Source organism: Ensifer sp. PDNC004 (assembly GCF_016919405.1).
GTDB lineage: Bacteria > Pseudomonadota > Alphaproteobacteria > Rhizobiales > Rhizobiaceae > Ensifer.
On sequence record NZ_CP070353.1, the window covers coordinates 2,039,011 to 2,061,107 of the forward strand.

18 protein-coding genes are annotated in these 22,097 nt (G+C 64.7%); 7 read left to right on the plus strand and 11 right to left on the minus strand.

Annotated elements, in window-relative coordinates; translation table 11 throughout:
* The 3 genes from JVX98_RS18205 to JVX98_RS18215 all read left to right on the plus strand — a co-directional run bounded on the left by JVX98_RS18205 (nt 1) and on the right by JVX98_RS18215 (nt 3,340).
* Nucleotides 1–636 (plus strand): 2-dehydro-3-deoxy-6-phosphogalactonate aldolase, encoded by a 636-nt coding sequence (locus JVX98_RS18205; RefSeq protein ID WP_205239386.1) that lies wholly within the window; start codon nt 1–3, stop codon nt 634–636.
* A complete protein-coding gene (locus JVX98_RS18210) occupies nt 636–1,520 on the plus strand; it encodes an SMP-30/gluconolactonase/LRE family protein (protein WP_205239387.1) in 885 nt (294 codons plus the stop codon). Before JVX98_RS18205 ends, JVX98_RS18210 begins: the two co-directional genes overlap by 1 nt.
* Before the next feature lie 95 nt (nt 1,521–1,615).
* Nucleotides 1,616–3,340, plus strand: a complete 1,725-nt coding sequence (locus JVX98_RS18215) for an IlvD/Edd family dehydratase (RefSeq protein ID WP_043620951.1) — start codon at nt 1,616–1,618, stop codon at nt 3,338–3,340.
* A gap of 63 nt (nt 3,341–3,403) precedes the next feature.
* On the opposite strand, the gene JVX98_RS18220 is transcribed toward JVX98_RS18215, so the two are convergent.
* Nucleotides 3,404–4,498 (minus strand): hypothetical protein, encoded by a 1,095-nt coding sequence (locus tag JVX98_RS18220; RefSeq protein WP_205239388.1) that lies wholly within the window; start codon nt 4,496–4,498, stop codon nt 3,404–3,406.
* A gap of 358 nt (nt 4,499–4,856) precedes the next feature.
* Between JVX98_RS18220 and JVX98_RS18225 the strand changes: the two genes are divergently transcribed.
* Nucleotides 4,857–5,468, plus strand: coding sequence for a PRC-barrel domain-containing protein (locus JVX98_RS18225; protein WP_192447652.1), 612 nt, complete (start codon nt 4,857–4,859; stop codon nt 5,466–5,468).
* Between the two features lie 63 nt (nt 5,469–5,531).
* Here JVX98_RS18225 and JVX98_RS18230 read toward each other — a convergent pair whose 3' ends face one another.
* The gene (locus JVX98_RS18230) at nt 5,532–7,580 is read right to left on the minus strand and encodes an NADH:flavin oxidoreductase (protein ID WP_205239389.1); all 2,049 of its coding nucleotides are present in this window, start codon (nt 7,578–7,580) and stop codon (nt 5,532–5,534) included.
* Between the two features lie 39 nt (nt 7,581–7,619).
* On the minus strand, nt 7,620–9,170 hold the full coding sequence (locus JVX98_RS18235) for a trimethylamine methyltransferase family protein (RefSeq protein ID WP_205239390.1): 1,551 nt from the start codon (nt 9,168–9,170) through the stop codon (nt 7,620–7,622).
* A 92-nt stretch (nt 9,171–9,262) separates the two neighbouring features.
* On the opposite strand from JVX98_RS18235, the gene JVX98_RS18240 reads away from it, so the two are divergent.
* On the plus strand, nt 9,263–10,201 hold the full coding sequence (locus tag JVX98_RS18240) for a LysR substrate-binding domain-containing protein (RefSeq protein ID WP_205239391.1): 939 nt from the start codon (nt 9,263–9,265) through the stop codon (nt 10,199–10,201).
* A gap of 6 nt (nt 10,202–10,207) precedes the next feature.
* Here JVX98_RS18240 and JVX98_RS18245 read toward each other — a convergent pair whose 3' ends face one another.
* Complete coding sequence (locus JVX98_RS18245) at nt 10,208–11,554, minus strand: bifunctional diguanylate cyclase/phosphodiesterase (protein WP_246765058.1); 1,347 nt, start codon at nt 11,552–11,554, stop codon at nt 10,208–10,210.
* 264 nt (nt 11,555–11,818) lie between these two features.
* The gene (locus tag JVX98_RS18250; protein WP_205239392.1) at nt 11,819–13,537 is read right to left on the minus strand and encodes a response regulator; all 1,719 of its coding nucleotides are present in this window, start codon (nt 13,535–13,537) and stop codon (nt 11,819–11,821) included.
* Between the two features lie 386 nt (nt 13,538–13,923).
* Between JVX98_RS18250 and mutL the strand changes: the two genes are divergently transcribed.
* Together mutL and JVX98_RS18260 are read left to right on the plus strand one after the other, a co-directional pair.
* Entirely contained in the window at nt 13,924–15,741 is a 1,818-nt protein-coding gene (mutL, locus tag JVX98_RS18255; protein ID WP_205239393.1) for a DNA mismatch repair endonuclease MutL, read from the plus strand.
* A 90-nt stretch (nt 15,742–15,831) separates the two neighbouring features.
* Nucleotides 15,832–16,065: a DUF2093 domain-containing protein gene (locus tag JVX98_RS18260; protein WP_053250845.1), complete on the plus strand. Its 234-nt coding sequence runs from the start codon at nt 15,832–15,834 to the stop codon at nt 16,063–16,065.
* Nucleotides 16,066–16,106: 41 nt separating this feature from the next.
* Here JVX98_RS18260 and lpxK read toward each other — a convergent pair whose 3' ends face one another.
* From lpxK to JVX98_RS18290, 6 genes are all read right to left on the minus strand, one after another.
* Entirely contained in the window at nt 16,107–17,147 is a 1,041-nt protein-coding gene (gene lpxK, locus JVX98_RS18265) for a tetraacyldisaccharide 4'-kinase (RefSeq protein WP_205239394.1), read from the minus strand.
* A gap of 214 nt (nt 17,148–17,361) precedes the next feature.
* Nucleotides 17,362–18,066, minus strand: coding sequence for an HAD family hydrolase (locus JVX98_RS18270; protein ID WP_205239395.1), 705 nt, complete (start codon nt 18,064–18,066; stop codon nt 17,362–17,364).
* 24 nt (nt 18,067–18,090) lie between these two features.
* Nucleotides 18,091–19,404: a lipid IV(A) 3-deoxy-D-manno-octulosonic acid transferase gene (gene waaA / locus JVX98_RS18275; protein WP_043620982.1), complete on the minus strand. Its 1,314-nt coding sequence runs from the start codon at nt 19,402–19,404 to the stop codon at nt 18,091–18,093.
* Between the two features lie 91 nt (nt 19,405–19,495).
* Nucleotides 19,496–19,732: a DUF4170 domain-containing protein gene (locus tag JVX98_RS18280; protein WP_043620984.1), complete on the minus strand. Its 237-nt coding sequence runs from the start codon at nt 19,730–19,732 to the stop codon at nt 19,496–19,498.
* 60 nt (nt 19,733–19,792) lie between these two features.
* Nucleotides 19,793–20,608 (minus strand): 3'(2'),5'-bisphosphate nucleotidase CysQ, encoded by an 816-nt coding sequence (locus JVX98_RS18285; RefSeq protein WP_205239396.1) that lies wholly within the window; start codon nt 20,606–20,608, stop codon nt 19,793–19,795.
* Nucleotides 20,609–20,692: 84 nt separating this feature from the next.
* The gene (locus JVX98_RS18290) at nt 20,693–22,039 is read right to left on the minus strand and encodes a TldD/PmbA family protein (RefSeq protein WP_043620992.1); all 1,347 of its coding nucleotides are present in this window, start codon (nt 22,037–22,039) and stop codon (nt 20,693–20,695) included.
* Between the last annotated feature and the right edge of the window lie 58 nt (nt 22,040–22,097).

Genomic DNA, 22,097 nt, shown 5'->3' on the forward strand with positions numbered 1-22,097 from the left:
ATGACCCGCATTCCCTTTCCGTCGATGAAGTACCCGCTGATCGCCATCCTGCGTGGCCTCAAGCCCGAGGAAACCGCAGGCGTCGTCGGCGCTCTGATCGAAACCGGCTTCACCGCGATCGAGATCCCGCTGAACTCGCCCGATCCGTTCCGCTCGATCGAGACCGCCGTGAAGATGGCGCCCGAGGGCTGCCTGATCGGCGCCGGCACAGTGCTGACGACGGCGCAGGTGGAACAGCTTGCCGATGTGGGCGGCCGCCTGATGGTGAGCCCGAATGTCGAGCCGGCGGTCATCTCGCTTGCCGCAAAGAAGGGCATGGTTACCATGCCGGGCGTGCTGACCCCGACCGAGGCACTTTCGGCCGCGGCAGCGGGCGCCACCGGCCTCAAATTCTTTCCGGCAAGCGTGCTCGGGCCGTCGGGCATCATCGCCATCCGCGCGATCCTGCCGCCGGAGTTGGAAATCGCTGCCGTCGGCGGGGTTTCGGACGCGAACTTCGGCGACTATGCCAAGGCCGGCATCCGCAGCTTCGGCCTCGGATCGAGCCTCTACAAGCCCGGCATGAGCGCGGCCGAAGTCCGCGAGCGCGCCGTTGCCACCATCAAGGCCTACGACGCCGTCTACGGAGCACAGTGATGAGCGACACCATTCCCTTTGCCGGCAGCATTCTCTGCGAAGCGACGTCGATCCTCGGCGAAGGCCCGACCTATGATCCGGCGACCGGCACCGCCTGGTGGTTCAACATCAAGGGTCAGGAACTGCATGAACTGCACCTGGAAAGCGGGCGCAAGACCGTGCATGCCCTGCCCTTCCTCGGCAGCGTGCTCGCCGTCATCGATCCGGCCCGGCAACTGATTGCCTCCGACCAGGGTCTCTTTGTCAGGGATACGCGGACCGGCGCCCTCAGCGTGCTCACCACGCTTGAGGACAAGCCGATCAATCGCTCGAACGACGGCCGGGTCCATGCGTCCGGTTCGCTGTGGATCGGCACCATGGGTCGCAGCGCCGAAAAGGGATCGGGCGCGATCTATCACGTCGCCGGCACCAGGGTGACGAAGCTCTACGACGCCATCACCATTCCCAACAGCATCTGCTTCTCGCCGGATGGAACCGTCGCCTATTTCGTAGACACCGACATCAACCACCTGATGCGCGTCGACATCGATGCCGAGACGGGACTGCCCAAGGGCGAACCGAGCCTGCTCGTCGATGGCAGCGGTGAAGCTGGCGGCATCGACGGTTCCGTCTGCGATGCCGACGGCCTGATCTGGAACGCCCGCTGGGGCAGCGGCACGGTCGACGTCTACCGGCCCGACGGCGCGCGCATCGCGCGTTACGCGATGCCGACGACGCAGCCCAGCTGCACAGCCTTCATCGGGCCGAAGGCTGACCGCATGCTGGTGACATCCGCCTGGCAGGACATGGACGAGGCAACGCGTGCGGCGGACCCGCATGCCGGCAAGACCTTCGACCTCGGCATCAGCGTCAAGGGCCGGTTCGAGCCGTCTTTCCGTCTCTGACCGGAAATTCCTGGCCACGGGACTCTTGGCGAAGCGCCAATAAAAAGTCATACAATTCAGCCACGCGTTAGATCGCATGGTGAGGAGGAGCTCGCATGAGCGACAAGAAGAAAGAACTGCGCAGCCGTCACTGGTACGGCGGCACCGACAAGGATGGCTTCATCCATCGTTCCTGGATGAAGAACCAGGGATTTCCGGACCACGTCTTCGATGGCCGCCCGATTATCGGCATCTGTAACACCTGGTCGGAACTGACCCCCTGCAACAGCCACCTGCGCATCCTCGCCGAGGGCGTGAAGCGCGGCGTGTGGGAAGCCGGCGGTTTTCCGGTCGAGTTCCCGGTGTCTTCGCTCGGCGAAACGCAGATGCGCCCGACCGCGATGCTCTTCCGCAACCTGCTCGCCATGGACGTCGAAGAGGCGATCCGCGCCTATGGCATCGACGGCGTGGTGCTGCTCGGCGGCTGCGACAAGACCACACCCGGCCAGTTGATGGGTGCTGCTTCCGTCGACCTGCCGACGATCGTCGTTTCCTCCGGCCCGATGCTGAACGGCAAGTGGAAGGGCAAGGACATCGGCTCCGGCACGGATGTCTGGAAGTTCTCCGAGGCCGTGCGTGCCGGTGACATGAGCATGCAGGAGTTCATGGCAGCCGAAAGCGGCATGTCGCGCTCACCGGGCGTCTGCATGACCATGGGCACGGCGACCACCATGGCCTCGATCGTCGAAGCCATGGGCCTGTCGCTGCCGACCAATGCAGCACTGCCGGCCGTCGACGCTCGCCGCATGGCACTGTCGCATATGACCGGCAAGCGCATCGTCGAGATGGTGCACGAGGACCTGCGCCTGTCGAAGGTGCTGACCAAGAAGAACTTCGAAAACGGCATCATCGCCAACGCCGCCGTCGGCGGCTCGACCAATGCCGTCGTTCACATGCTGGCGATTGCCGGTCGCGCCGGCGTCGATCTCTGTCTTGAGGATTTCGACCGGGTCGGCAGCCAGGTGCCCTGCATCGTCAACTGCATGCCGTCTGGCAAGTACCTGATCGAAGATCTCGCCTATGCCGGCGGCCTGCCGGCGGTAATGAACCGCATCCAGCACCTGCTGCACGCCGACGCGCCGACGGTGTTCGGCGTGCCGATCAGCAAATATTGGGAAGACGCCGAAGTCTATAACGACGACGTGATCCGCCCGCTCGACAATCCGCTGCGGGCAGCCGCCGGCATTCGCGTGCTCAAGGGCAACCTTGCGCCGAACGGAGCCGTCATCAAGCCGTCGGCGGCCAGCGAGCATCTCTTGGTGCATGAGGGCCCGGCCTATGTCTTCGAGACGATCGAGGAACTGAAGGCGAAGATCGACGATCCGGACCTGCCGGTCACGGAAGACACGATCCTCGTGCTCAAGGGCTGCGGGCCCAAGGGCTACCCGGGCATGGCCGAGGTCGGCAACATGCCGATCCCGCGGCGCCTCGTCGAAAAGGGCGTGCGCGACATGGTGCGCGTGTCCGACGCCCGCATGTCGGGCACCGCCTTCGGCACCGTGGTCCTGCATGTCAGCCCGGAATCGAATGCCGGCGGGCCGCTGGCCATCGTCAAGACCGGCGACCGCATCCGCCTCGACGCGATGAAGGGCGAACTCAACCTGATGATCAGCGAGGAAGAGTTTCAGACGCGCATGGCCGCCTGGCAGGCGCCGCCGCAAAAATGGACCCGCGGCTACTACAAGCTCTACCAGGACACGGTGCTGCAGGCCGACAAGGGTGCTGACCTCGACTTCCTCGTCGGCGCCAGCGGCAGCGAAGTGCTGCGCGAAAGCCACTGACGGCTTCGGACCCATTTCGAAGCAGACGCGTTTCAGGTACCCCGCCCGTCCGGCGGGGTATTTTTATCCGGCCAGAGGACGGGAGCCCAATCGCGAAAGGCTCGAGGCCGGCGAGCGCAGCCGCGCCCAGGTTTCAAAGCCGTAGATGGCAAGCCCGAGCGCGATGAAAAACTCCTTGTACTCGGTCGCATCCCAAAGGCGCACGAGCGTGGAAGCCTGGAGGATGAACAGCTCCTGGATCGCGACGATGAGAACGGCGCCGGCCGTCAGCACGATGAACTCGCGCCAATGCCCCGCCCTCAGTGCGATATCGGCGATCACCAGCAGTATGATCACGGTCATCATCACCATCATCTGCGTCGGCAGCATGCTCCAGTTGTCGCTGTTGAAGGCGGCCATCGGGGCGCTTGCCACCAGCACCAGCACGCTCGGGGCGAAGGCATCGAGCCGGCTAAGACTGACGTTCTTGCGCAGATAGAGCCAGGCGAAGGGCGCCAGCGTCAGAAGGAAGAAGCTGCCGGTGTAGTAGAGCAGCTCCGAGAAGCCGGTGGAGATGTTGTGCAGGTTCAGTTCCTGCTGCTTGTTGAGCGCGAGCAGGCCCTCCGGCGTGGCGATGCCGAAGACGCGCTGCATCCAGGATATCTCCTCCATGCCGACCACGAAAAAGCAAAGCGCCAGAAGCGCTGCAAACGCCGCGGCCATCCAGGCGCGGCGCCCCATTCCCGAACGGGCCACGCGCAGTTGCCCGACGGCGGTAAATGCAAAGAAGCCGCTGGCGATGAAGATCAACAGGGCAGACGCCCATTCGACCAGGCCGTCTTCGCGCGCTAGTAGGCTGAAGCCGAGGGGATCGGCAACGAACACCAGCGCCATCAGCACGGCGAGCATCCAGCTGGCGACACAAAGCCCAAGCTCACGCCCGGACGCCAGCCGCAGCTCCGGCGCGCCAAGCCAGGCGGCGTCGCGGGTAAATCCCTGAACAGCCGCAAGCGACAGGCTCAGCGCCACCCAGGCATGCCAGAGATTGTAGGGCTCGACGCCGGGAACCCGCTCCGAAAAATAGCGCAGGCCGAAAAGATTGCGCTCGATCAGAACGAGGCCGGCCATCGCCAGAACGGAGAGCAGGGAAATCGAAAGAAAGCGGCGCGGCAAGAACATCGTGAAAACCATCCCGAGATAACAGGGTGACGACGCTGCGCGCTATTTCCTGCCATGGGACAAGTATCAGCAAGAACACTCAAGAATTCATGAATGGCGCGAAGTACGTAATTGATCACTAAAATACATATATTCGAAGACTGAAATACATGTCCGCAGGAGATTGCCGGCAATCCTTGGAAAATCGCGATCCAAGGCCACGCTCACCGGCAACGGATCTTTCATCCCTGAAACTTTGAGTATTTTTCCGGAACCGTTCGCGCCCCCGGGCGTTGACACCATATCACCGGCGCGGTGGACCTGGCGGCAGAAGCCAGGCCCGCGCCCTGATCGAAACGTCAAGGAAAGGCAGTTTGAGATGATCAAGAAACTCGTAACAACCGTCGCAGCCGGCGCGCTCTTCGCGGGTCTTACTGTCGCCCCGGTGGCTTTCGCGCAGGACGCAACCAAGCCGATGGATCAGCCGCAGACGATGCAGCCGGCGCAGCCTGCCCCGGACGCCACGGCCCCGGCCGACCAGGCTGAAACGAAGCCGCCGATCACGGAAACAAAGCCCGCTGATATGGCGCAATCGAACGCTACCTATCTGACCGAGCAGGAGAGCGACCAGATCGCGGCCAGCACCTATATCGGCCAGAGCGTCTACAATGCCGGAGACGAAAGCATCGGCGAGATCAACGACCTGATCATGAAGAAGGATGGCGGCGTGGAAGCGGCCGTGATCGGTGTCGGCGGCTTCCTGGGCCTCGGTGAAAAGGACGTAGCGGTTCCGTTTGATCGCATCACGATTGCCGAGCAGCCCAACACGGACAAGCTGAAGCTGACGACGACGGAAACCGCCGATACGCTGAAGGCGGCTCCGGAATTCAAGACCAAGTCGCAGAAGATCGCCGAGCAGAACGCCAACCAGCCGGTTGACACATCGACGACCTCTTCGACGAGCACGGCACCGGCTCAGCCGCAGCAGTAATTGGTATCAGGTTGTTGTTGAGTGCACAGGGAGCGGCGGTTCACACCGCCGCTCTTGCCGTGTTTAGACGAGCACGCCGTAACGCAAGGCATCGTAGATCCCCGCATGGATGTTGCGGCTCGAAACCGCATCGCCGATGCGGAACATGTCGAAGCCGGCATCCGGGTTTTTCTGCGGGATGGGGTTCTCGCCGCGAAGCAGCGCCTTGTAGTCGACGGCGCCCAGATTGCGCGAAAGCGGCTTCAGTTCACGATAGAGGTCGTCCATCGGCATCGTGCCATGCTCGACCACCACTTGCGCCACACGTCTCTCGACCGTGGCCTTGTCCGAAAAATCGGAACCGAGCGTCGCCACCAGGCCGTTGCCCTCCCGCCGCACGGTTTTCAGCCGTGTGTTGATCGTCACCCGCACATTGTGTTCGGCAAAGGCAGCGGCATAGGGCACATGGTTCATGCCCCCGACCTCGGGCGCGAACATCCGCTCGGGCGAGACGATTTCGAGTTCGACGCCGGCACGCGCGATCAGCTCGGCCGCCGTCATGCCGCTGTGGGCACCGTTGTCGTCATAGAGCAGCACCGGCCCCTCCGGCTTCACTGTTCCGGCGATGATGTCCCAACTCGACACGACGAGGTCGTCGCCTTTGTCGAGTGTGGGATTTTGGGCAATGCCGCCGGTCGCGACGACGACGAGATCCGGGACGCGCTCTTGAATGTCGTCCACGCCGGCAAAGACATTGTAGTGGATCGGCACACCGAGCCGCTCCAGTTCGGAGAGCCGCCAGTCGACGATGCCGATCAGCTCGCGGCGGCGTGGATTGCGCTGGGCGAGCAGGATCTGGCCACCTGCCTCGCCGGTCGCCTCCAGCACCTCGACCTGATGCCCGCGCTCGGCAAGCACCCGGGCCGCCTCGAGCCCAGCCGGGCCGGCGCCGACGACCACGGCCTTGCGCTTCGGCCCTTCGCTTTTGCGGATGACATGCGGCACGATCGCCTCGCGCCCGGTAGCGGCATTGTGGATGCAGAGCGCACCGCCGCCTTCATAGATGCGATCGAGGCAGTAGGTGGCGCCGACGCAGGGGCGGATTTGGGCCTCCCGGCCCTCCTCGATCTTCCTGACGATGTGCGGGTCGGCGATATGGGCGCGGGTCATGCCGACCATGTCGAGCTTGCCTTCGGCAATCGCGTGGCGGGCGGTGGCCACATCGGCGATGCGGGCGGCATGGAAGACCGGGAACTTCGTCGCCGCCCTCACCTCTCCGGCGAAATCGAGATGCGGCGACGCGGCCATGCCCTGGATCGGGATGACCTTGGTGAGCGGCGCGTCGTGATCGATATGGCCGCGGATGACGTTGAGGAAATCGACCTTGCCGGACCCCGCGAGCCGCCGGGCGATCTCGACGCCCTCCTCCTTCGAAAGCCCCTTGTCCCAATCCTCGTCGGCGACCATGCGGATGCCGACGATGAAGTCCTTGCCCACGGAGGCGCGGATGGCGTCGAGCACCATGTCGGTGAACCGCAGGCGGTTGTCGAGCGAGCCGCCGAAGGCATCGTCGCGCTGGTTGGTTGCCGGCGACCAGAAACCGTCCATCAGATGGCCGTAGGCCTCCAGCTCGATACCGTCGAGACCGGCGGCCTGCATGCGGCTTGCCGCCGCTGCATAGTCGCTAACGATGCGCTCGATGTCCCAGTCCTCGATCTCCTTCGGAAAAGAACGATGCGCCGCCTCGCGCACCGGCGAGGCGGAGAGCACCGGCAGCCAGTCACCCTTGTTCCAGCCGGTCCGGCGGCCGAGATGGGTAAGCTGGATCATCACGGCGCAGTCATGCTCATGACAGTCGTCGGCGATCTTCTTCAGCCATGGCACGATCTCGTCTGAGTAGGCGTGGAGATTGCCGAAGGCCGGCGGCGAATCCTCCGACACGATCGCCGAGCCGGCGGTCATCGTCAGCGCCATGCCGCCCTTGGCCTTTTCCAGGTGATAGAGCCGGTAGCGGTCCTTCGGCATGCCATCTTCGGAATAGGCCGGCTCATGGGACGTCGACATGATCCGATTCTTGAGCGTCAGGTGTTTCAGGCGGTAAGGCTGTAGCAGCGGGTCTTTCGACGATGTCATTTCCTGTTCCTTGAAAGGCGACCGAGCATGCCGGCTTCGTCAGTACCAAGCATCCGCCATGCTGTCCTTGCGACGCGTGACATAATCGATCAGCGCCTCGTCGAGCGCCACATCAAGCGGCGGCGCTTCATATTCGGCAAGCGTCTTCTTCCAGGCGCGGTTGGCGCGTGTCGCCATGTCGGTCTCGCCCTCCTCGACCCATTTCTCGAAGGGTTCGTTGTCCGAAAGGGCCGAGTCCCAGAAGGCGGTCTGGTAGTTGCGCATCGTGTGGTCGCAGCCGAGGAAATGGCTACCGGGACCGACCTGCAGGAAGGCGTCCATGGCGAGCGTGTTGTCGTCGACGACGACGCCGGCGAGATAGGAATGCAGCGCGCCGCAGAAGTCCGTGTCCATGACGAACTTCTCGTAGGACATGGCGAGCAGCCCATCGACGAAACCGGCCGAGTGCAGGATGAAGTTGGCGCCGCAATGCACCGCCGACAGCATCGACATCGCGCCTTCCTGCATCGCCTGCGCATCCGGCAGCTTGGAATTGGAGAAGTTGCCGGCACAGCGCAGCGGCAGGCCGAGCCGGCGCGCAAGCTGGCCAACGACCATGCTGCCGATCGCCGGCTCCGGCGTGCCGAAGGTGGGCGAGCCTGAACGCAGCGACATGGACGACAGGAAATTGCCGAAGATGACCGGGGCACCCTTGCGCTCGAGCTGGGTCAGCGCACAGCCGGCCAGCGTCTCGGCATAGGACTGGGCAATGGCGCCGGCATTGGTGACCGGCCCCATGGCGCCACCGAGGATGAACGGCACGATCACCGCGGCCTGGTTTGCCCGCGCATAGGCGCGCAGAGACCTCGTCATCGTGCCGTCCCAGACGAGCGGCGAATTGACGTTGACGTTGCCGAGGATGACGCAGTTGCGATCGACGAAATCGCGCCCGAAGAGAATGCGCGCCATCTCGATCGAGTCCTCGGCCCGCTCTTCCGCTGTGATCGAGCCCATGAAAGCGCGGTCGGAATATTTGATATGGCTGTAGACCATGTCGAGGTGGCGCTTGTTGACCGGCACGTCGACCGGCTCGCAGATCGTGCCGCCCGAATGGTGCAGCCAGGGGCTCGACTGAGCCAGCTTGATCAGGTTGCGGAAGTCCTCGATCGTGCCGTAGCGCCGCCCCTTGTCGAGATCCATGACGAAGGGCGAACCATAGGCAGGCGAAAAGACGACGCTGTTGCCGCCGATCTCGACATTGCGGGCCGGATTGCGGGCATGCTGGGTGAACTGGCGCGGCGCCGAGGAGACGATTTCCTTGAGCATGCCCGGCTCGAAGGTCACCCGGACGCCATCGACCTTCGCACCGGCCCGCTTCCAGTGGTCGAGCGCTTCGGGGTCGTCGCGGAACTCGATACCCACCTCGGCGAGAATGCGATCGGCGACCGCCTCGATCCGAAGCAGGCTTTCCTCGCCAAGGATATCATAGGTAGGAATGTTGCGGATAATGTAGGGAACGCCAAGGCTGCGCCCCGCGCCCTCGCGCCGGTTCGGCCGTGTGCCGCGCGTCCGTCTCGGTGCCGCCGCATCCGTTGCCAATGCCGTATCCATGCGCGTATCCTCCCATCATCTCAGGTGATGCTATGGGCGAAAAATTCCATTGTAACGCTGGAAAAATTCGATCCATGCTATAAGCATGGTTTATGGAAAACCTGCGCCGCCTGCTTCCGTCAGCCGCAAGCCTCATCGTGTTCGAGGCGGCCGGCCGCCACCAGAACTTCACCCGTGCTGCCAACGAGCTCGGCATGACCCAGGCTGCGGTCTCCTACGCCGTGCGCGGACTTGAGGAACAGCTGGGCGTGCCGCTGTTTCACCGCGTGCACCGCGCCGTGGAACTCACCGAGGCGGGGGAAAAATTCCATGCCGACGTGTCGGTCGGCCTGTCGCGCATCCAGAAGTCGGCCGAAGACATTCGCGCCAAGGGCCGCGAGACCAACGTGACGCTGGCGGCGTCGACCGCCTTTGCCTCGATGTGGATGCTGCCCCGCCTCAACCGCATGCGCGAGGACCTGCCGGAAATCGACCTCCGGATCCAGACCAGCGTGCGCGACCTCGACCTAGAAGAAGAGCCGATCCCGCTCGGCATCCGCGGCGGCGACCCCAGCCATTGGCCGCGCTACCATGCCGCCCTGCTCGCCGACGAGGTGGTCAACGCGGTCGCCACACCCGCCTACATCGAGCGGCATGGCCTGCCGAAGACGGCCGCCGACCTGCCCAACCACAATCTCATCCACCTGGAAGAGCCGGTGCGCCGCGCCTGCGATTGGACCGAGTGGTTTGCGAGCGCCGGCCATGCCTATCCCAAGCAGGCTCGGCGGCTTTCGATCAACGACTATGTCCTGGTGATCCAGGCGGTACTGTCCGGCGAAGGCGTGGCGCTCGGCTGGGAACACCTGATCTATCCGCAGATCCGCTCGGGCGCGCTGGTCCCGGTCGCCGGGCACGTGCTGAAGACCGGCCTTGCCTTCTACGTCGTCTGGCCGCGATCGCGCGAACTGAATGCGCAGGCCAAAAGGGTGCGTGACTGGCTGCTGGATGAAGGACGGCGCGACCGCGCTGAGATGTCCGGGACCGAGGACTAACCCGGATCAGGCCTGGACGGGAAGATCGCGGTAGCGATCGGCAAGATAGCGCATCGTTGCCACCGCATCGGCAGGTTTTCCGTAGAAATAGCCCTGCCCCAGGCCGCAACCGAGCGCCTTCAGCTTCAGGGCCTCGGAAAAATCCTCGATACCTTCGGCGACGACTTCGAGCTCGAGCCCCTCGCACATCGACACGATCGCCTTGATGATATGCTCCGAGGCGCGATCGGCCGAGATGCGCGAGACGAAGGCCCGGTCGATCTTCACCTTGTCGAACGAAAAGTCGCGCAGCCGGCCGAGGCTCGACTGGCCGGTGCCGAAGTCGTCGAGCGAGACGCGGACACCGGCGGCGCGCAGTTCGGCAACGATCTTCTGGGCGATATCCGCATCGGCCATGACGGCCGTCTCGGTGATCTCCAGCTCCAGCCGCCGCGGGTCGAGGCCGATCTGGCTGATGATCGACAACAGGCGCCGGCTGGTGGTCGGATCCGTCAGCTGCGCCGAGGAAAGATTGAAGGAGAGGAAGAGCTCTTTCGGCCAGGAAAGGGCGGCATGGGCCGCCTTGCGCAGCAGCACCTCGGCGAGCGAATCGATGAAGCCGCGCTCTTCTGCGAGCGGCACGAACACTGCCGGCGAGACATAACCGAGATCGGCATCGCACCAGCGCGCCAGGGCCTCGAAGCCGACAACCGCGTCGTTGCGCAGATCGACGATCGGCTGGAAGTGCACGTCGACCTCGTTGGCGATGATGGCATTGCGCAGCGCCTGTTCGAGCTGCGTCGCGCGCTTCATCTCCTGGGCGATCTCCTGCGAATAGACGGTGATCTGCCCGCGACCGCGGCGCTTCGAGCGATAAAGCGCAGTGTCGGCGCTTTTCAGGAGGTCCTCGAACACCTCGCCCGCAAAGGGATAGACGGCGAAGCCGAACGAGGCGGACAGACGAACATGGCGGTCGCCGAGATCGAAGGGGGCAGACAGCACTTCCTTCAGCATCTGCCCGATCTTCTCGGCGCCCTTGCGCTCGAAGATCAGCGGCAACACGAAGGCGAATTCGTCGCTGTCGAAACGGGTGATGGTGGCGCCTTCAGGCGCGCAGGCCTTCAGCCGATAGGCCACCTGGCAGAGGATCTCGTCGCCTGCCTCGGGTCCGAACAGGTCATTGATCGGCTTGAAGCCGTCGATATTGGCAAGGCCGATGGTGAACGGGGCCGGGTCGCTGGCCCGCTCCTCAGCGAGGTCAAGCACGCTCTGGCGCAGGCAACGGGCGTTGCCGAGACCGGTCAGCGGATCGACGTCGCCCCAGGTGGCAGACACCTCGCGGCCAACGCGGTGGTAGGGCGTTTCAGCCGTCATCATCGCCGTCCCCCATTCATCTGGCAGGGGCGATGCCCAATAGACCGTACCGCCAGCCCGCGCCACGACGCAGACCGGCTGTGTCCTTCCGACACGACCGGGGCTTGGGCAACGAGGTGGATGCGAGGCATACGGATGGGGCTCTACACTTTAGCGGCAATTCGGTGCAGACGATCGCAATCGGCGGTTAACAATCCGATATCGCGCCGCTCCAAGATTTGCCATTGGCCTCCCCAATTCTAGCGAGTTGACACGCCTTTTTACTCAACCTGCCGTTCGTACTGCCTTCACCGGCATGAATTTTCTCAGCACCGCCTCGATCATGTCGGGGCTCACCGGCTTCATGATGTGGTCGTCCATGCCGGATGCCTTGCATTGCTGCAGGTCGATATCCAGGGCCTGGGCGGTAACGCCGATGATCGGCGTTTTCTGTGTGCGTCCCTTCTCCGCCGACCGGATCGCGACGGTGGCGTCGAAGCCGTTCATGACCGGCATCGACACATCCATCAGCACAAGGGCCGGTTGCAGTTCGTGCCAGAGTTCGACGGCCTCGCGGCCGTTGGCGGCGATCCGATGAGAAACGCCGAGCCCTTCGAGGATCTGGGTGAAGACGAACTGGTTGATCTGGTTGTCCTCGGCAACGAGCACATCGACCTGCGGCGCCGGCGGCGGCGGCGCGATCTCCTCGGCCTCGAACGACAGCGACCATTCCTGTTGCGGCGCGGCGCCAGCCCGCTCGGAGCAGACGCGAAAGACTTCCGCAAGCACCGCCGCCCCGTCCTGATCCTCAGACACCGGGAGGATCGGGCTGTCGCGCCAGCCGGCGGCGACCTTCCGCCGCTCCGGGAAAGCCGCGTCGAGCAAGAGGATGTCGAGTTTCAGCCCCGCCTCGTCGACGGCCGCGCAGAAGGCGTGCAATTCGTCGGCATCGCGAACCGCGCAGGCGTCGAGCCCGGAGCCGCGCAGCCGGGCGACAAGCCGCTCCTCCAGCGATCGGTCGTCGGTGGCGAGAAGCACCCGCAGGCCCCGCGCCGGCAAGGTCTCGATCATCGACCCCGCCTCGACGAGCTGCTGGACATTCAGCGCCCGGAAAGGATCGTAGAAATTCTGCGCCGCAGTGAAGATGCTGTAATCGCGGATCTGCAGCGTGGCCTCGCTCGAAGGCTCCTCGCCGCCCTGGTACCAGACGGCAATATCGGTCACGTCGTTCATGCAGGTGACGACGAAGTGGCGACCGGGCATGCCGACGCGGTACTTGCGGGTCAGCACCCAGAGATCGCTGCCATCGGCACGCACGATGTGCTCGGCCTGCGAAAACGGCTTGCCGGTTTCGAGCACCATGCGATCGGACTGTTCGAAGCGCTCCGCCAGGTCGCTCTCGACCAGGTCCCATGCCGAGCGGCCGAGAATGGCGTCCTGCGCCAGGTCATGGATCAGGCAGAAGGCCTTGTTGACCGCGATGTAATTGAGATTGCGGTCCTTGACGCAGATGGGATTGGGCTGGGCGTCGAGGATCTGCTCGGTCAGCTCCACCCGCTCCAGGTCGGTCTGGAGCTGTTCGTCGCGCTTCTTCTGGTCGGAGACGTCGCTGATCGACAGGATGCCCATGCCGCTCGACAGACGGCGCTTGCGCATGGAAACCCAGCGGGTGCGGCCGGCGCGCTCGACGCTCTCGTAGCGCTCGCGCCAATGCAGCGCCATATGCTCGGCAATCCATTCCTCGCGGTTGGTGCGCCGGCGGCTGTTTTCCGGAACGGTGCCCGGACGGACGCCGGTGTCGTAAACGGCGCCGAGGAAATCGCGGAGCCGCGTGCCCGGCATCAGGGCTTCCGCCGGCACCGGGAAAAATTGCAGCATCGTGCGGCTGGCAAAGAGAATGGTATCGTCCCGGCTGCAGACAAGCACAGCGATGCCGAGTGCGTCGCAACTCGACTCAAGAATGACCCTGTTGATGTCCGCGCCGTTGGGCGCCCCATCGCTCATCGCACTGTCCTCACTCGCCTACCGCATGTGTCCCTGGATCACCTTTGGATCAAGGCAGAACAGGCGGCCATTCAAAGTGCCACAACGACCTGCCGCGTCTTTCCAAAGACGCGCGGCGCTGCAACGGCGGTTTCATTTCGGGACATGCTGGGGTGGCCTTGGCAGGCGTCTCTTCGAGCGGCGGGAGTGCGGCGTCCAGCTACGCCGCAAGGCTCAAAAGACAAAACCCGTGATCATTCAGGTTGTTGTGGAAAATCGCAGCAGAGTGTTAAGGGCCCATTAAACCCTCGCTCATTTTTCAAGGGTAACCGCACCAGACGCTCGTGACCGGGGACGAGATATCGTTCCCCCCTTCCGTTTCCGTGGCGAATCCCGGAAAATGGGGCATGGCCATCAAGCAGCTTTCAGAAACCCTCATCAACCAGATCGCCGCCGGCGAAGTGATCGAACGTCCCGCCAGCGCCGCCAAGGAGCTGATCGAGAATGCGCTCGACGCCGGCGCGACCCGCATCGAGATCGCAACCGCCGGCGGTGGCAAGACGCTGCTGCGCGTCACCGACAACGGCTCGGGCATGACGCCTGGCGACCTTGAATTGGCGGTGCGAAGGCACTGCACGTCGAAACTCGACGACAGCCTGTTCGACATTCGCACCCTCGGCTTCCGCGGCGAGGCCCTACCGTCGATCGGTTCGGTCGCCCGGCTGTCGATCACGACACGCAAGGCCGGCGCGAGCGAAGGAGCGATCATCGCCATTGCCGGAGGGAAGACCGATCCGGTGCGCCCATCGCCCGCCAATACCGGCACGGTGGTCGAGGTACGCGACCTGTTCTTCGCCACCCCGGCCCGGCTGAAGTTCATGAAGACCGAGAAGGCAGAAGCGGCCGCCATTTCGGAAGTGGTGCGCCGCATGGCGATCGCGTTTCCGGCGGTCCGTTTCGTGCTCTCCGGCAGCGACCGCTCGACGCTCGAATTCCCGGCAACCGGCGACGACCGGCTGGCGCGCATGGCGCAGGTGCTCGGCAAGGATTTCCGCGACAACGCGATCGAGATCAATGCAGCGCGGGAAGACGTGGAACTGACCGGCTTTGCCGGCGTGCCGACCTACAATCGCGGCAACTCGCTGCAGCAATATGTCTTCGTCAACGGCCGTCCGGTGCAGGACAAGTTGCTGCTGTCGGCGATCCGTGCCGCCTATTCCGAGACGATCCCGAGCGGCCGCTATCCGGTCGCCGTGCTGTCGATCACGCTCGACCCGGCGCTCGTCGATGTCAACGTGCATCCGGCAAAGTCCGACGTGCGCTTCCGCGACCCCGGCCTCATCCGCGGGCTGATCATCGGCGCGATCCGCCAGGCGCTGACGCGCGACGGCGACCGCGCCGCAACGACGGGCGCCCGCGGCATGATGCAGGCGTTCCGCTCCGGCGATTATCGCCCGCAGCCCTGGAGCGCCGAGATGTCGCCTTCCCGGCCGACACAATTCGACTCCATGCTGCGCCATCTCGGCGAGCAGCCGCAGGCTAGCTTTGCGGCGTTTTCCGCCCCATCGGCGCGTGTTGCCACCCCGTTCGAGCGGGAAATGCCCGTGCCGGCGCCGGAGGTCCAGCAACCGCCGCAGCCGCAGTCCTTCCCGCTCGGCGCCGTGCGCGCCCAGCTGCACGAAAACTACATCGTCGCCCAGACCGATGACGGCCTCGTCATTGTCGACCAGCATGCCGCCCACGAGCGGCTGGTGTTCGAGGCCATGCGTACGGCACTGCATTCGCGGCCGGTCGCCGCCCAGGCGCTGCTGATCCCGGAGATCGTCGATCTGCCCGAAGACGACTGCGACCGGTTGATGACCCATGCGGAGGAGTTCTCCCGCCTGGGCCTTGCGATCGAGCGCTTCGGCCCGGGCGCGATCGCGGTGCGCGAAACGCCGGCCATGCTCGGCGAAATGGATGCCGTCGGCCTCGTGCGCCAGCTCGCCGACGAGCTTGCCGAATGGGATACGGCAAGCGGGCTGACGAGTCGGCTCGAATATCTCGCCGCGACCATGGCCTGCCACGGTTCGGTGCGTTCAGGCCGGCGCATGCGAATAGAGGAGATGAACGCGCTTTTGAGGCAAATGGAGGCGACGCCCGGCTCCGGCCAGTGCAACCACGGCCGCCCCACCTATATCGAACTCAAGCTCTCCGACATCGAACGGCTGTTCGGCCGGAGCTGATCTTCCCGTCCGGCGAAATGCGACTGGCATTTTTCCGGGCGGCGAGCTAGACCAGAGAACCCATAACGAAGACGGAAACAGGCGCCGAGCATGATGAACCGGTTTGAAGGAAGCGCTTCGCGCGAAGCGAAGATCCGTTATCTCGACGGCGACTTTCAGATCGTGCTTGCGGGCTCGCACGTGATCTGCGCGATGACCGGCAAGACCATCCCCGTCGATGAACTGCGTTACTGGAGCGTCGCCCGGCAGGAGCCCTATGTCGACGCGGAAGCTTCGCTCGAGGCGGAAAAGCGCGCAGGCGCGCTGCCCAACCAACGCCGCTAACCAAGCCCGAGCGCCGGCACACCAAGGCCCGAAAGGCGCCGTTACTTAGCCGCGCCTTCGCGCAGCTTGCGGGCACGCGCCGCGGCAAGCGCCGTCTCGATGATCTTTTTTGGCGCCATCGGGTCGTCGAAGCGTACGTCGATCTCGATCACCCTGCTCGCTGCGGCAAGCTCCGCGGCGCGGCCGTGGCCGGGCTCCAGGCGCACAAGATCCTTGGCGGTGGTGACAAGCTGGCATCCGAGCGCTGCAGCCCGGTCGAGCAGATCGGCGATCTCGTCCTCGGAAAAATGGTGATGGTCGGGAAAACTGCGGGTTTCCTCGATGACGGCGCCCGTCTCCCGGACGGTGCGGTAGAACTTCTCCGGATCGGCAATGCCCGCCCAGGCAAGCACCTTGACGCCATTCAGCGAACCGTCGTCGTGCCTTATGACCTCGGCTTCGTAGATCTGTTTGCCGGCGCGGGCGGCGCGACGGATCAGGGCGTCGGCTTCGGTGCCGTCGCCGATCTTGAGCAGGGCCGTAGCATGGCGGAGCTGGTTCGACAGCGGCGCGCGCACCGGACCGGCCGGCACCAGATAGCCGTTGCCGATGCCGCGGCGGGAATCGATTACCAAAAGCGCGAAGTCGAAGGCCAACCGCGCGCTCTGGAAACCGTCGTCCATGATGATGATGTCGACGCCTTCCTTCACCAGCCGACGAGCCCCATCGACGCGACGGCGGCAGACGACGGTCAAGGCTTCCTTCGCCAACAGCAGCGGTTCGTCGCCGACATCGCGGGCGCGGTGATGTTCCAGGTCGACGACTGTCGTCACGTCGAGCGAGCCGCCATAACCGCGGCTCAAGAACCCGGGCTTCAGCCCCTTCTCGCGGATGACGCGGGCAAGCGCGATGGAGGTCGGCGTCTTGCCGGCGCCGCCGACGGTGAAGTTGCCGACGCAGATGACCGGGACCGGCACCGAGGCGCGCTGCGCGCGATCCATTCGCATGCCGGCGATCCGTCCGTAAACCCATGACAACGGCCACAACGCGCGCGCACGCCAATCCGCCTTGGTCCACCAGAATGGCGGCGCTTCCGATACCATCTTCGTTCCGTGGCCTCCCGGCCGCTCAGGTCCTTCCTTCTCCGGGAGGGACGGTTTGTTCGCAGGTCGAAACCGGCGGATTGCGACAAAAAACGTCAGAACGGGAAAAAACGCAAGCTATGGAGACCGATGCAGCCACGGCAGGGGCGCTGAACCGGACCGATCGCGGTGCGCAACCGAAGGCAATCGCGGCAAGCCGCTGCCACAACCCGATCTAGAGGACAGCTTCCAGTTCGGTGATGTCGGCGAGGCAATGGTCCGAGGCCGCCGCAAGCGACTGGCGCGAGCCGGTGCCCGTAAGGACCGCGACCGTCATGCCGACGCCGGCGCTGCGGCCCATGTGCATGTCGTGATTGTTGTCGCCGACGACGACCACCTGCTGCGGCTCAAGGCCGGTCGCCGCACAAAAGCCAAGCACCATGCCCGGCTCGGGCTTGACGCCGTAACCGCTGTCGTAGCCCGCCACATAGTGCAGGTAGTTCTCGAAGCCGAAGCGCTTTGCGGTTTCGCGGATCGAGCGCTCGTTGTCGCTGGAGGCGACACCAAGGCGGTAGCCCTTGGCGTGCAGCCCGGCGAAGAAAGCACCGAGATCGGTCACAGGCACCGCATATTCCGCCGAGCGCGCAAACAGGCCGTCAAGCAGGGACGTCAGTTCGGCAATCGTGAAGGGCGCGCCCGCGCCGACGAAGCCGGTCGCGATCTCGACCGTGTTGCCGGCGGCCAGCAGGCTGTCGGGCAGCACGTGACCGGTGTCAGCATCCATGCCGCCGGCTGCAAGCAGCGTTCGGGCCAGGGTCACGTCACCCTTTGCCGCGATCCGCGCCAGTTCGTAGTTCACCGGCACCCAGCTCTTTGCGTAGTCGAGCAGAGTTCCGTCCTTGTCGAACAGGATGCCGGCGATGGCTTTGGCTGCGGTCATGACGAGGCTTCGTCTCCTAGTGGATCAGTTGTCGGTCGGCGGGTTGAGGCGCGCCTTGACGACGAGCGGATTGATATAGGGCTCGAGCCCCTTCATCGTCGCCGACAGGGCACCGCGCATCTCTTGCACGGTTTCAAGGCCGGCATCGATCATCGAGCGACGCATGTCGTCGTTGGCGAGCAGATAGTTGACGCCCTTGGCCAGCATCTCGACATCGCGCACGATCTTGGCGCTGCCGTTCTTGGCCAGCGTCTGATAGGTCTCGCGAAAGTTCTGGACGTTGCCGCCGGAAAGGATGGCGCAGCCGAGCATCGCCGGCTCCAGCGGGTTCTGGCCGCCTTCGGCAAACAGCGAACGGCCGACGAAGGCAACCTCGGTCAGGCGAAGATAGAGGCCCATTTCGCCGATCGTATCGCCAAGGAAGATATCGACGTCCGGCGTCAGCGGATCGCGGCGCGTGCGCCGGGCGACCTTCAGCCCCTTGGCCGTCAGCGCCGCCTCGATGGCGTCGCTGCGATCGGGATGGCGCGGAACGATGATCGTCAGAAGGCCGGTTCGCTCCTTGAGCGCGCGGTGCACGACGCCGGCGGCGGCCTCCTCGCCGTCGAAGGTCGAGATCGCCGCCCAGGTCTTGCGGGCGCCGATCTGTTGGCGATACTCCTTCAGCGCCTGCGGATCGTGCGGCGGCGCGTCGGTATCGACCTTGAGGTTGCCCGACACCATCACCGGCAGCGCGCCGAGCGTGCGGAAGCGCTCGGCATCGACATCCGACTGGGCAATGACGAGCGCGAGGTTCTCGAACAGCGCGTCGGCAAGCGCCGGCCGGCGCTTCCAGCGCGCAAAGGTCCGGTCGGACATGCGCCCGTTCACCAGAACCTGCGGGATATGGCGACGGCCGAGTTCCAGGATGGTCATCGGCCAGATTTCGGATTCAGCGATGATCGCCAGATCCGGCTCCCAATAGTTCAGGAAACGGCTGACGGCCGGCTTGAAATCGAGCGGGACATACTGGTGGATGACCGTCGACCCCAGGCGTTCGGCCACGACGCGCGCCGAGGTCATCGTCCCTGTCGTCAAGACGACGTGGATGCCGCGCCGCCTGATTTCCTTGATCATCGGGATGACGGCGTTGGTCTCGCCGACGCTTGCCGCGTGGAACCATACCAGGGGGCCTTGCGGCCGCGGCTCGCTGGCATGGCCGTAGCGCTCGCGGCGACGCGCCGGATCCTCCTTGCCCTTCGCGGCGCGAACGGCAAGGTAGGACCAGACGAGGGGATAGATGGCCGAGCCGATCCAGCGGTAGCTGGAGAGCGCCAGGCGCGCGCGAAAGCTGCTCATGACAGGTCACCTTCCCCGGCCGTTCCGGCCCGGAGAGACTTAAGGGCGACTGGCATGCGGGTAAATACCGCGCATCCCGACCTCATCGGCATCAGCCGTTTTCCGGGTCGAGCAGACGGTGCATGTGGACGATGAAGTAACGCATGTGCGCGTTGTCGACGGTCATCTGCGCCTTGGATTTCCAGGCAGTCAGGGCGCTGTCGTAGTCCGGGTAGATGCCGACGATATCGAGCTTGTCCAGGTCGCGGAAATGCACGTCAGTCAGCGTGGTGAGTTCGCCGCCGAAGACGAGATGCAGACGTTGTTTTTTCTCGGTGTCGTGAGCCATCGGACTTCCATTTATTCTTGTTGGGTGTGGCCGTTGATTTGAGGCATTCGGCCTCAAAGGTCAATGGGGCTCCATGGACCGCGATGCGGCGACCAGGCCTGGCAAGAGCGGCTTTGCCGCCGCGCAGAGAACCCCGTGAACGACAGTGGATCGATTGTAGGAGAGCGCCTGCCCGTCGAGATCGACCAGCGCACCGCCGGCGCTCGCTAGAATGAGGTCGGCCGCGGCCAGATCCCAGTCGTGGGCGTTCTTCTTCACCAGCGTTCCGTCGATCCGCCCGTCGGCAACCATGGCCAGCCGATAGGCAAGCGACGGCACATGCGGAATACGGGTAACGGCGCTGCGATAGGGCGCCGGAAGCTTGTCGATCGTGTCTTCGGCGGCCGCCAGATACAGCGTTTCCGCGGGCTTTGCCCCGCGCACCGAGATTTGCGCACCGTTCTTCAGCGCGCGGCCGCCTGCGACCGCCTCGAAGAGTTCATCGAGCGCCGGAGCATAGAGCACGCCGGCAACGGGCTGGCCACGATGCACGACGGCGACGCTGACGCACCAGAGCTCCTTGCCGGCGATGAAGGCGCGTGTGCCATCGATCGGATCGACGACGAAGACGGTTTCGCGCGACAGCCGGCTGAGATCGTCGTCCGTCTCTTCCGAGAGCCAACCGTAATCGGGCCGGGCCGCAAGCAGGCGCGTCTTCAGCACATCGTTTGCGGCGAGATCCGCCTCGCTGACCGGCGAGCGGCCTTCGTTCTTCCAGCGGACGTCGGGCGCCTTGCGGAAGTAGCCGAGCGCGGTTTCGCCGGCGACGACCGCCGCGGCGCGGATCACGTCGAGATCCGGCTTCCAGTCCGCGCCCGATGGTGCAGTGTCAGACATTCAAAACCCCGTCAGCCCGCCTCTCCCTTGTCCGGAAGGCGGGATCGGCGCGGTCTCCCCGCGCCTGCTTTTCCTGCGGCCTTGTCAAAGGCCGGCGAGCGTCATGCCTTCGATGGCGAGCGTCGGTGCCGCGACGCCGAACTTGCGGTCGATGTCGTCTGCCGGCGTCAGCGCCATGAACATGTCCTTGAGATTGGAGGCGATCGTGACTTCCGAGACGGCAAAGGTCAGCTCCCCGTTCTCGATCCAGAAGCCGGAGGCGCCGCGGCTATATTCGCCGGTCACCATGTTGACGCCCTGGCCGATCAGCTCGGTGACGTAGAAGCCGGTGCCGACGCTGCGGATGAGGTCGTCCCGTGAGATCGATCCCGGCTCGAGCGCCAGATTGGTCGAGGACGGATTGACGGTGGGCCCGCCGCGCACGCCGCGTCCGTTGGTCTGAAGCCCGAGCTCGAGCGCCGCCGAAGTGGACAGGAACCAGTGGTTCAGCACGCCATCCTCGACCATCGCCAGCTTTTCGCCGCTGACCCCTTCGCCGTCGAACGGACGCGACGAGGAGCCGCGCACGATCAACGGGTCGTCCGTCACCGAAAGACCCGATTTCAGGATCTGCTTGCCCATCATGTCGCGCAGGAAACTCGTCTTGCGGGCAACAGCCGCGCCATTGATGGCGCCGGCCAGATGGCCGACGAAGCCGCGGGCCATGCGCGGATCGAAGACGACGGTGACATTCTTGGCGGTCGGCACCTGGCGCGGGTTGATGCGGGCGACCGCACGCTCACCGGCTAGACGGCCGATCTCGTCGGCGTCGCGCAGGTCGGCAAAGAACAGGCGGCTGTCATAGTCGTAGTCGCGCTCCATCTTGGTGCCCTCGCCAGCAATCGCGCTGACGGAGCGGCCGAAGCGGGTGGCCATGTAGGAGCCGGAAAAGCCATGCGAGGTGACGAGTACGAGCCCGCCCATGCCGGCCGAGGCGCCGCCACCGCTGGAATTGGTAACGCCCGAAACCGCAAGTGCCGCCTCTTCGGCCGCAAGCGCCGCTTCGGTCAGGGTTTCGGTCGAAACCGCCGTGGCGTCGAAGAGGTCGAGGTCCGGATAGGACTTCGCCAGCCGGTCGGCGTCCGCCAGCGAGGCAAAGGGATCTTCCGGCGAAGCCTTGGCCATGGCCACCGCGCGCTCGGCGAGCAGCTTCAGGTCAAAACCCGGATTGGCCGAAACGCTGGCGACACGCCGTCCGACAAAGACGCGGAGCGAGAAGTCGTCGCTTTCGGAGGCTTCCGTCGCTTCGACCTTGCCGAGGCGGACGGAGACGGAGCGGGAGCGTCCGCGCACCACCACCGCGTCCGCCGCATCGGCGCCGGCCTTGCGGGCGAGGTCCACGAGTTCGGATGCGCGTTTTTCGAGGTCGGCAGAATCGATCGTGTCTGACATGGTGTGGCCTTTCATTCCTGCCCCATTTATTGTGCGGCGAAGCAGGCATCAAGGGCAT

Coding starts and splice junctions, on each gene's coding strand:
- JVX98_RS18205 (WP_205239386.1), top strand. CDS start 1: ATGACCCGCATTCCCTTTCCGTCGATGAAGTACCCGCTGATCGCCATC.
- JVX98_RS18210 (WP_205239387.1), top strand. CDS start 636: ATGAGCGACACCATTCCCTTTGCCGGCAGCATTCTCTGCGAAGCGACG.
- JVX98_RS18215 (WP_043620951.1), top strand. CDS start 1,616: ATGAGCGACAAGAAGAAAGAACTGCGCAGCCGTCACTGGTACGGCGGC.
- JVX98_RS18220 (WP_205239388.1), bottom strand. CDS start 4,498: ATGTTCTTGCCGCGCCGCTTTCTTTCGATTTCCCTGCTCTCCGTTCTG.
- JVX98_RS18225 (WP_192447652.1), top strand. CDS start 4,857: ATGATCAAGAAACTCGTAACAACCGTCGCAGCCGGCGCGCTCTTCGCG.
- JVX98_RS18230 (WP_205239389.1), bottom strand. CDS start 7,580: ATGACATCGTCGAAAGACCCGCTGCTACAGCCTTACCGCCTGAAACAC.
- JVX98_RS18235 (WP_205239390.1), bottom strand. CDS start 9,170: ATGGATACGGCATTGGCAACGGATGCGGCGGCACCGAGACGGACGCGC.
- JVX98_RS18240 (WP_205239391.1), top strand. CDS start 9,263: ATGGAAAACCTGCGCCGCCTGCTTCCGTCAGCCGCAAGCCTCATCGTG.
- JVX98_RS18245 (WP_246765058.1), bottom strand. CDS start 11,554: ATGACGGCTGAAACGCCCTACCACCGCGTTGGCCGCGAGGTGTCTGCC.
- JVX98_RS18250 (WP_205239392.1), bottom strand. CDS start 13,537: ATGAGCGATGGGGCGCCCAACGGCGCGGACATCAACAGGGTCATTCTT.
- mutL (WP_205239393.1), top strand. CDS start 13,924: ATGGCCATCAAGCAGCTTTCAGAAACCCTCATCAACCAGATCGCCGCC.
- JVX98_RS18260 (WP_053250845.1), top strand. CDS start 15,832: ATGATGAACCGGTTTGAAGGAAGCGCTTCGCGCGAAGCGAAGATCCGT.
- lpxK (WP_205239394.1), bottom strand. CDS start 17,147: ATGGTATCGGAAGCGCCGCCATTCTGGTGGACCAAGGCGGATTGGCGT.
- JVX98_RS18270 (WP_205239395.1), bottom strand. CDS start 18,066: ATGACCGCAGCCAAAGCCATCGCCGGCATCCTGTTCGACAAGGACGGA.
- waaA (WP_043620982.1), bottom strand. CDS start 19,404: ATGAGCAGCTTTCGCGCGCGCCTGGCGCTCTCCAGCTACCGCTGGATC.
- JVX98_RS18280 (WP_043620984.1), bottom strand. CDS start 19,732: ATGGCTCACGACACCGAGAAAAAACAACGTCTGCATCTCGTCTTCGGC.
- JVX98_RS18285 (WP_205239396.1), bottom strand. CDS start 20,608: ATGTCTGACACTGCACCATCGGGCGCGGACTGGAAGCCGGATCTCGAC.
- JVX98_RS18290 (WP_043620992.1), bottom strand. CDS start 22,039: ATGTCAGACACGATCGATTCTGCCGACCTCGAAAAACGCGCATCCGAA.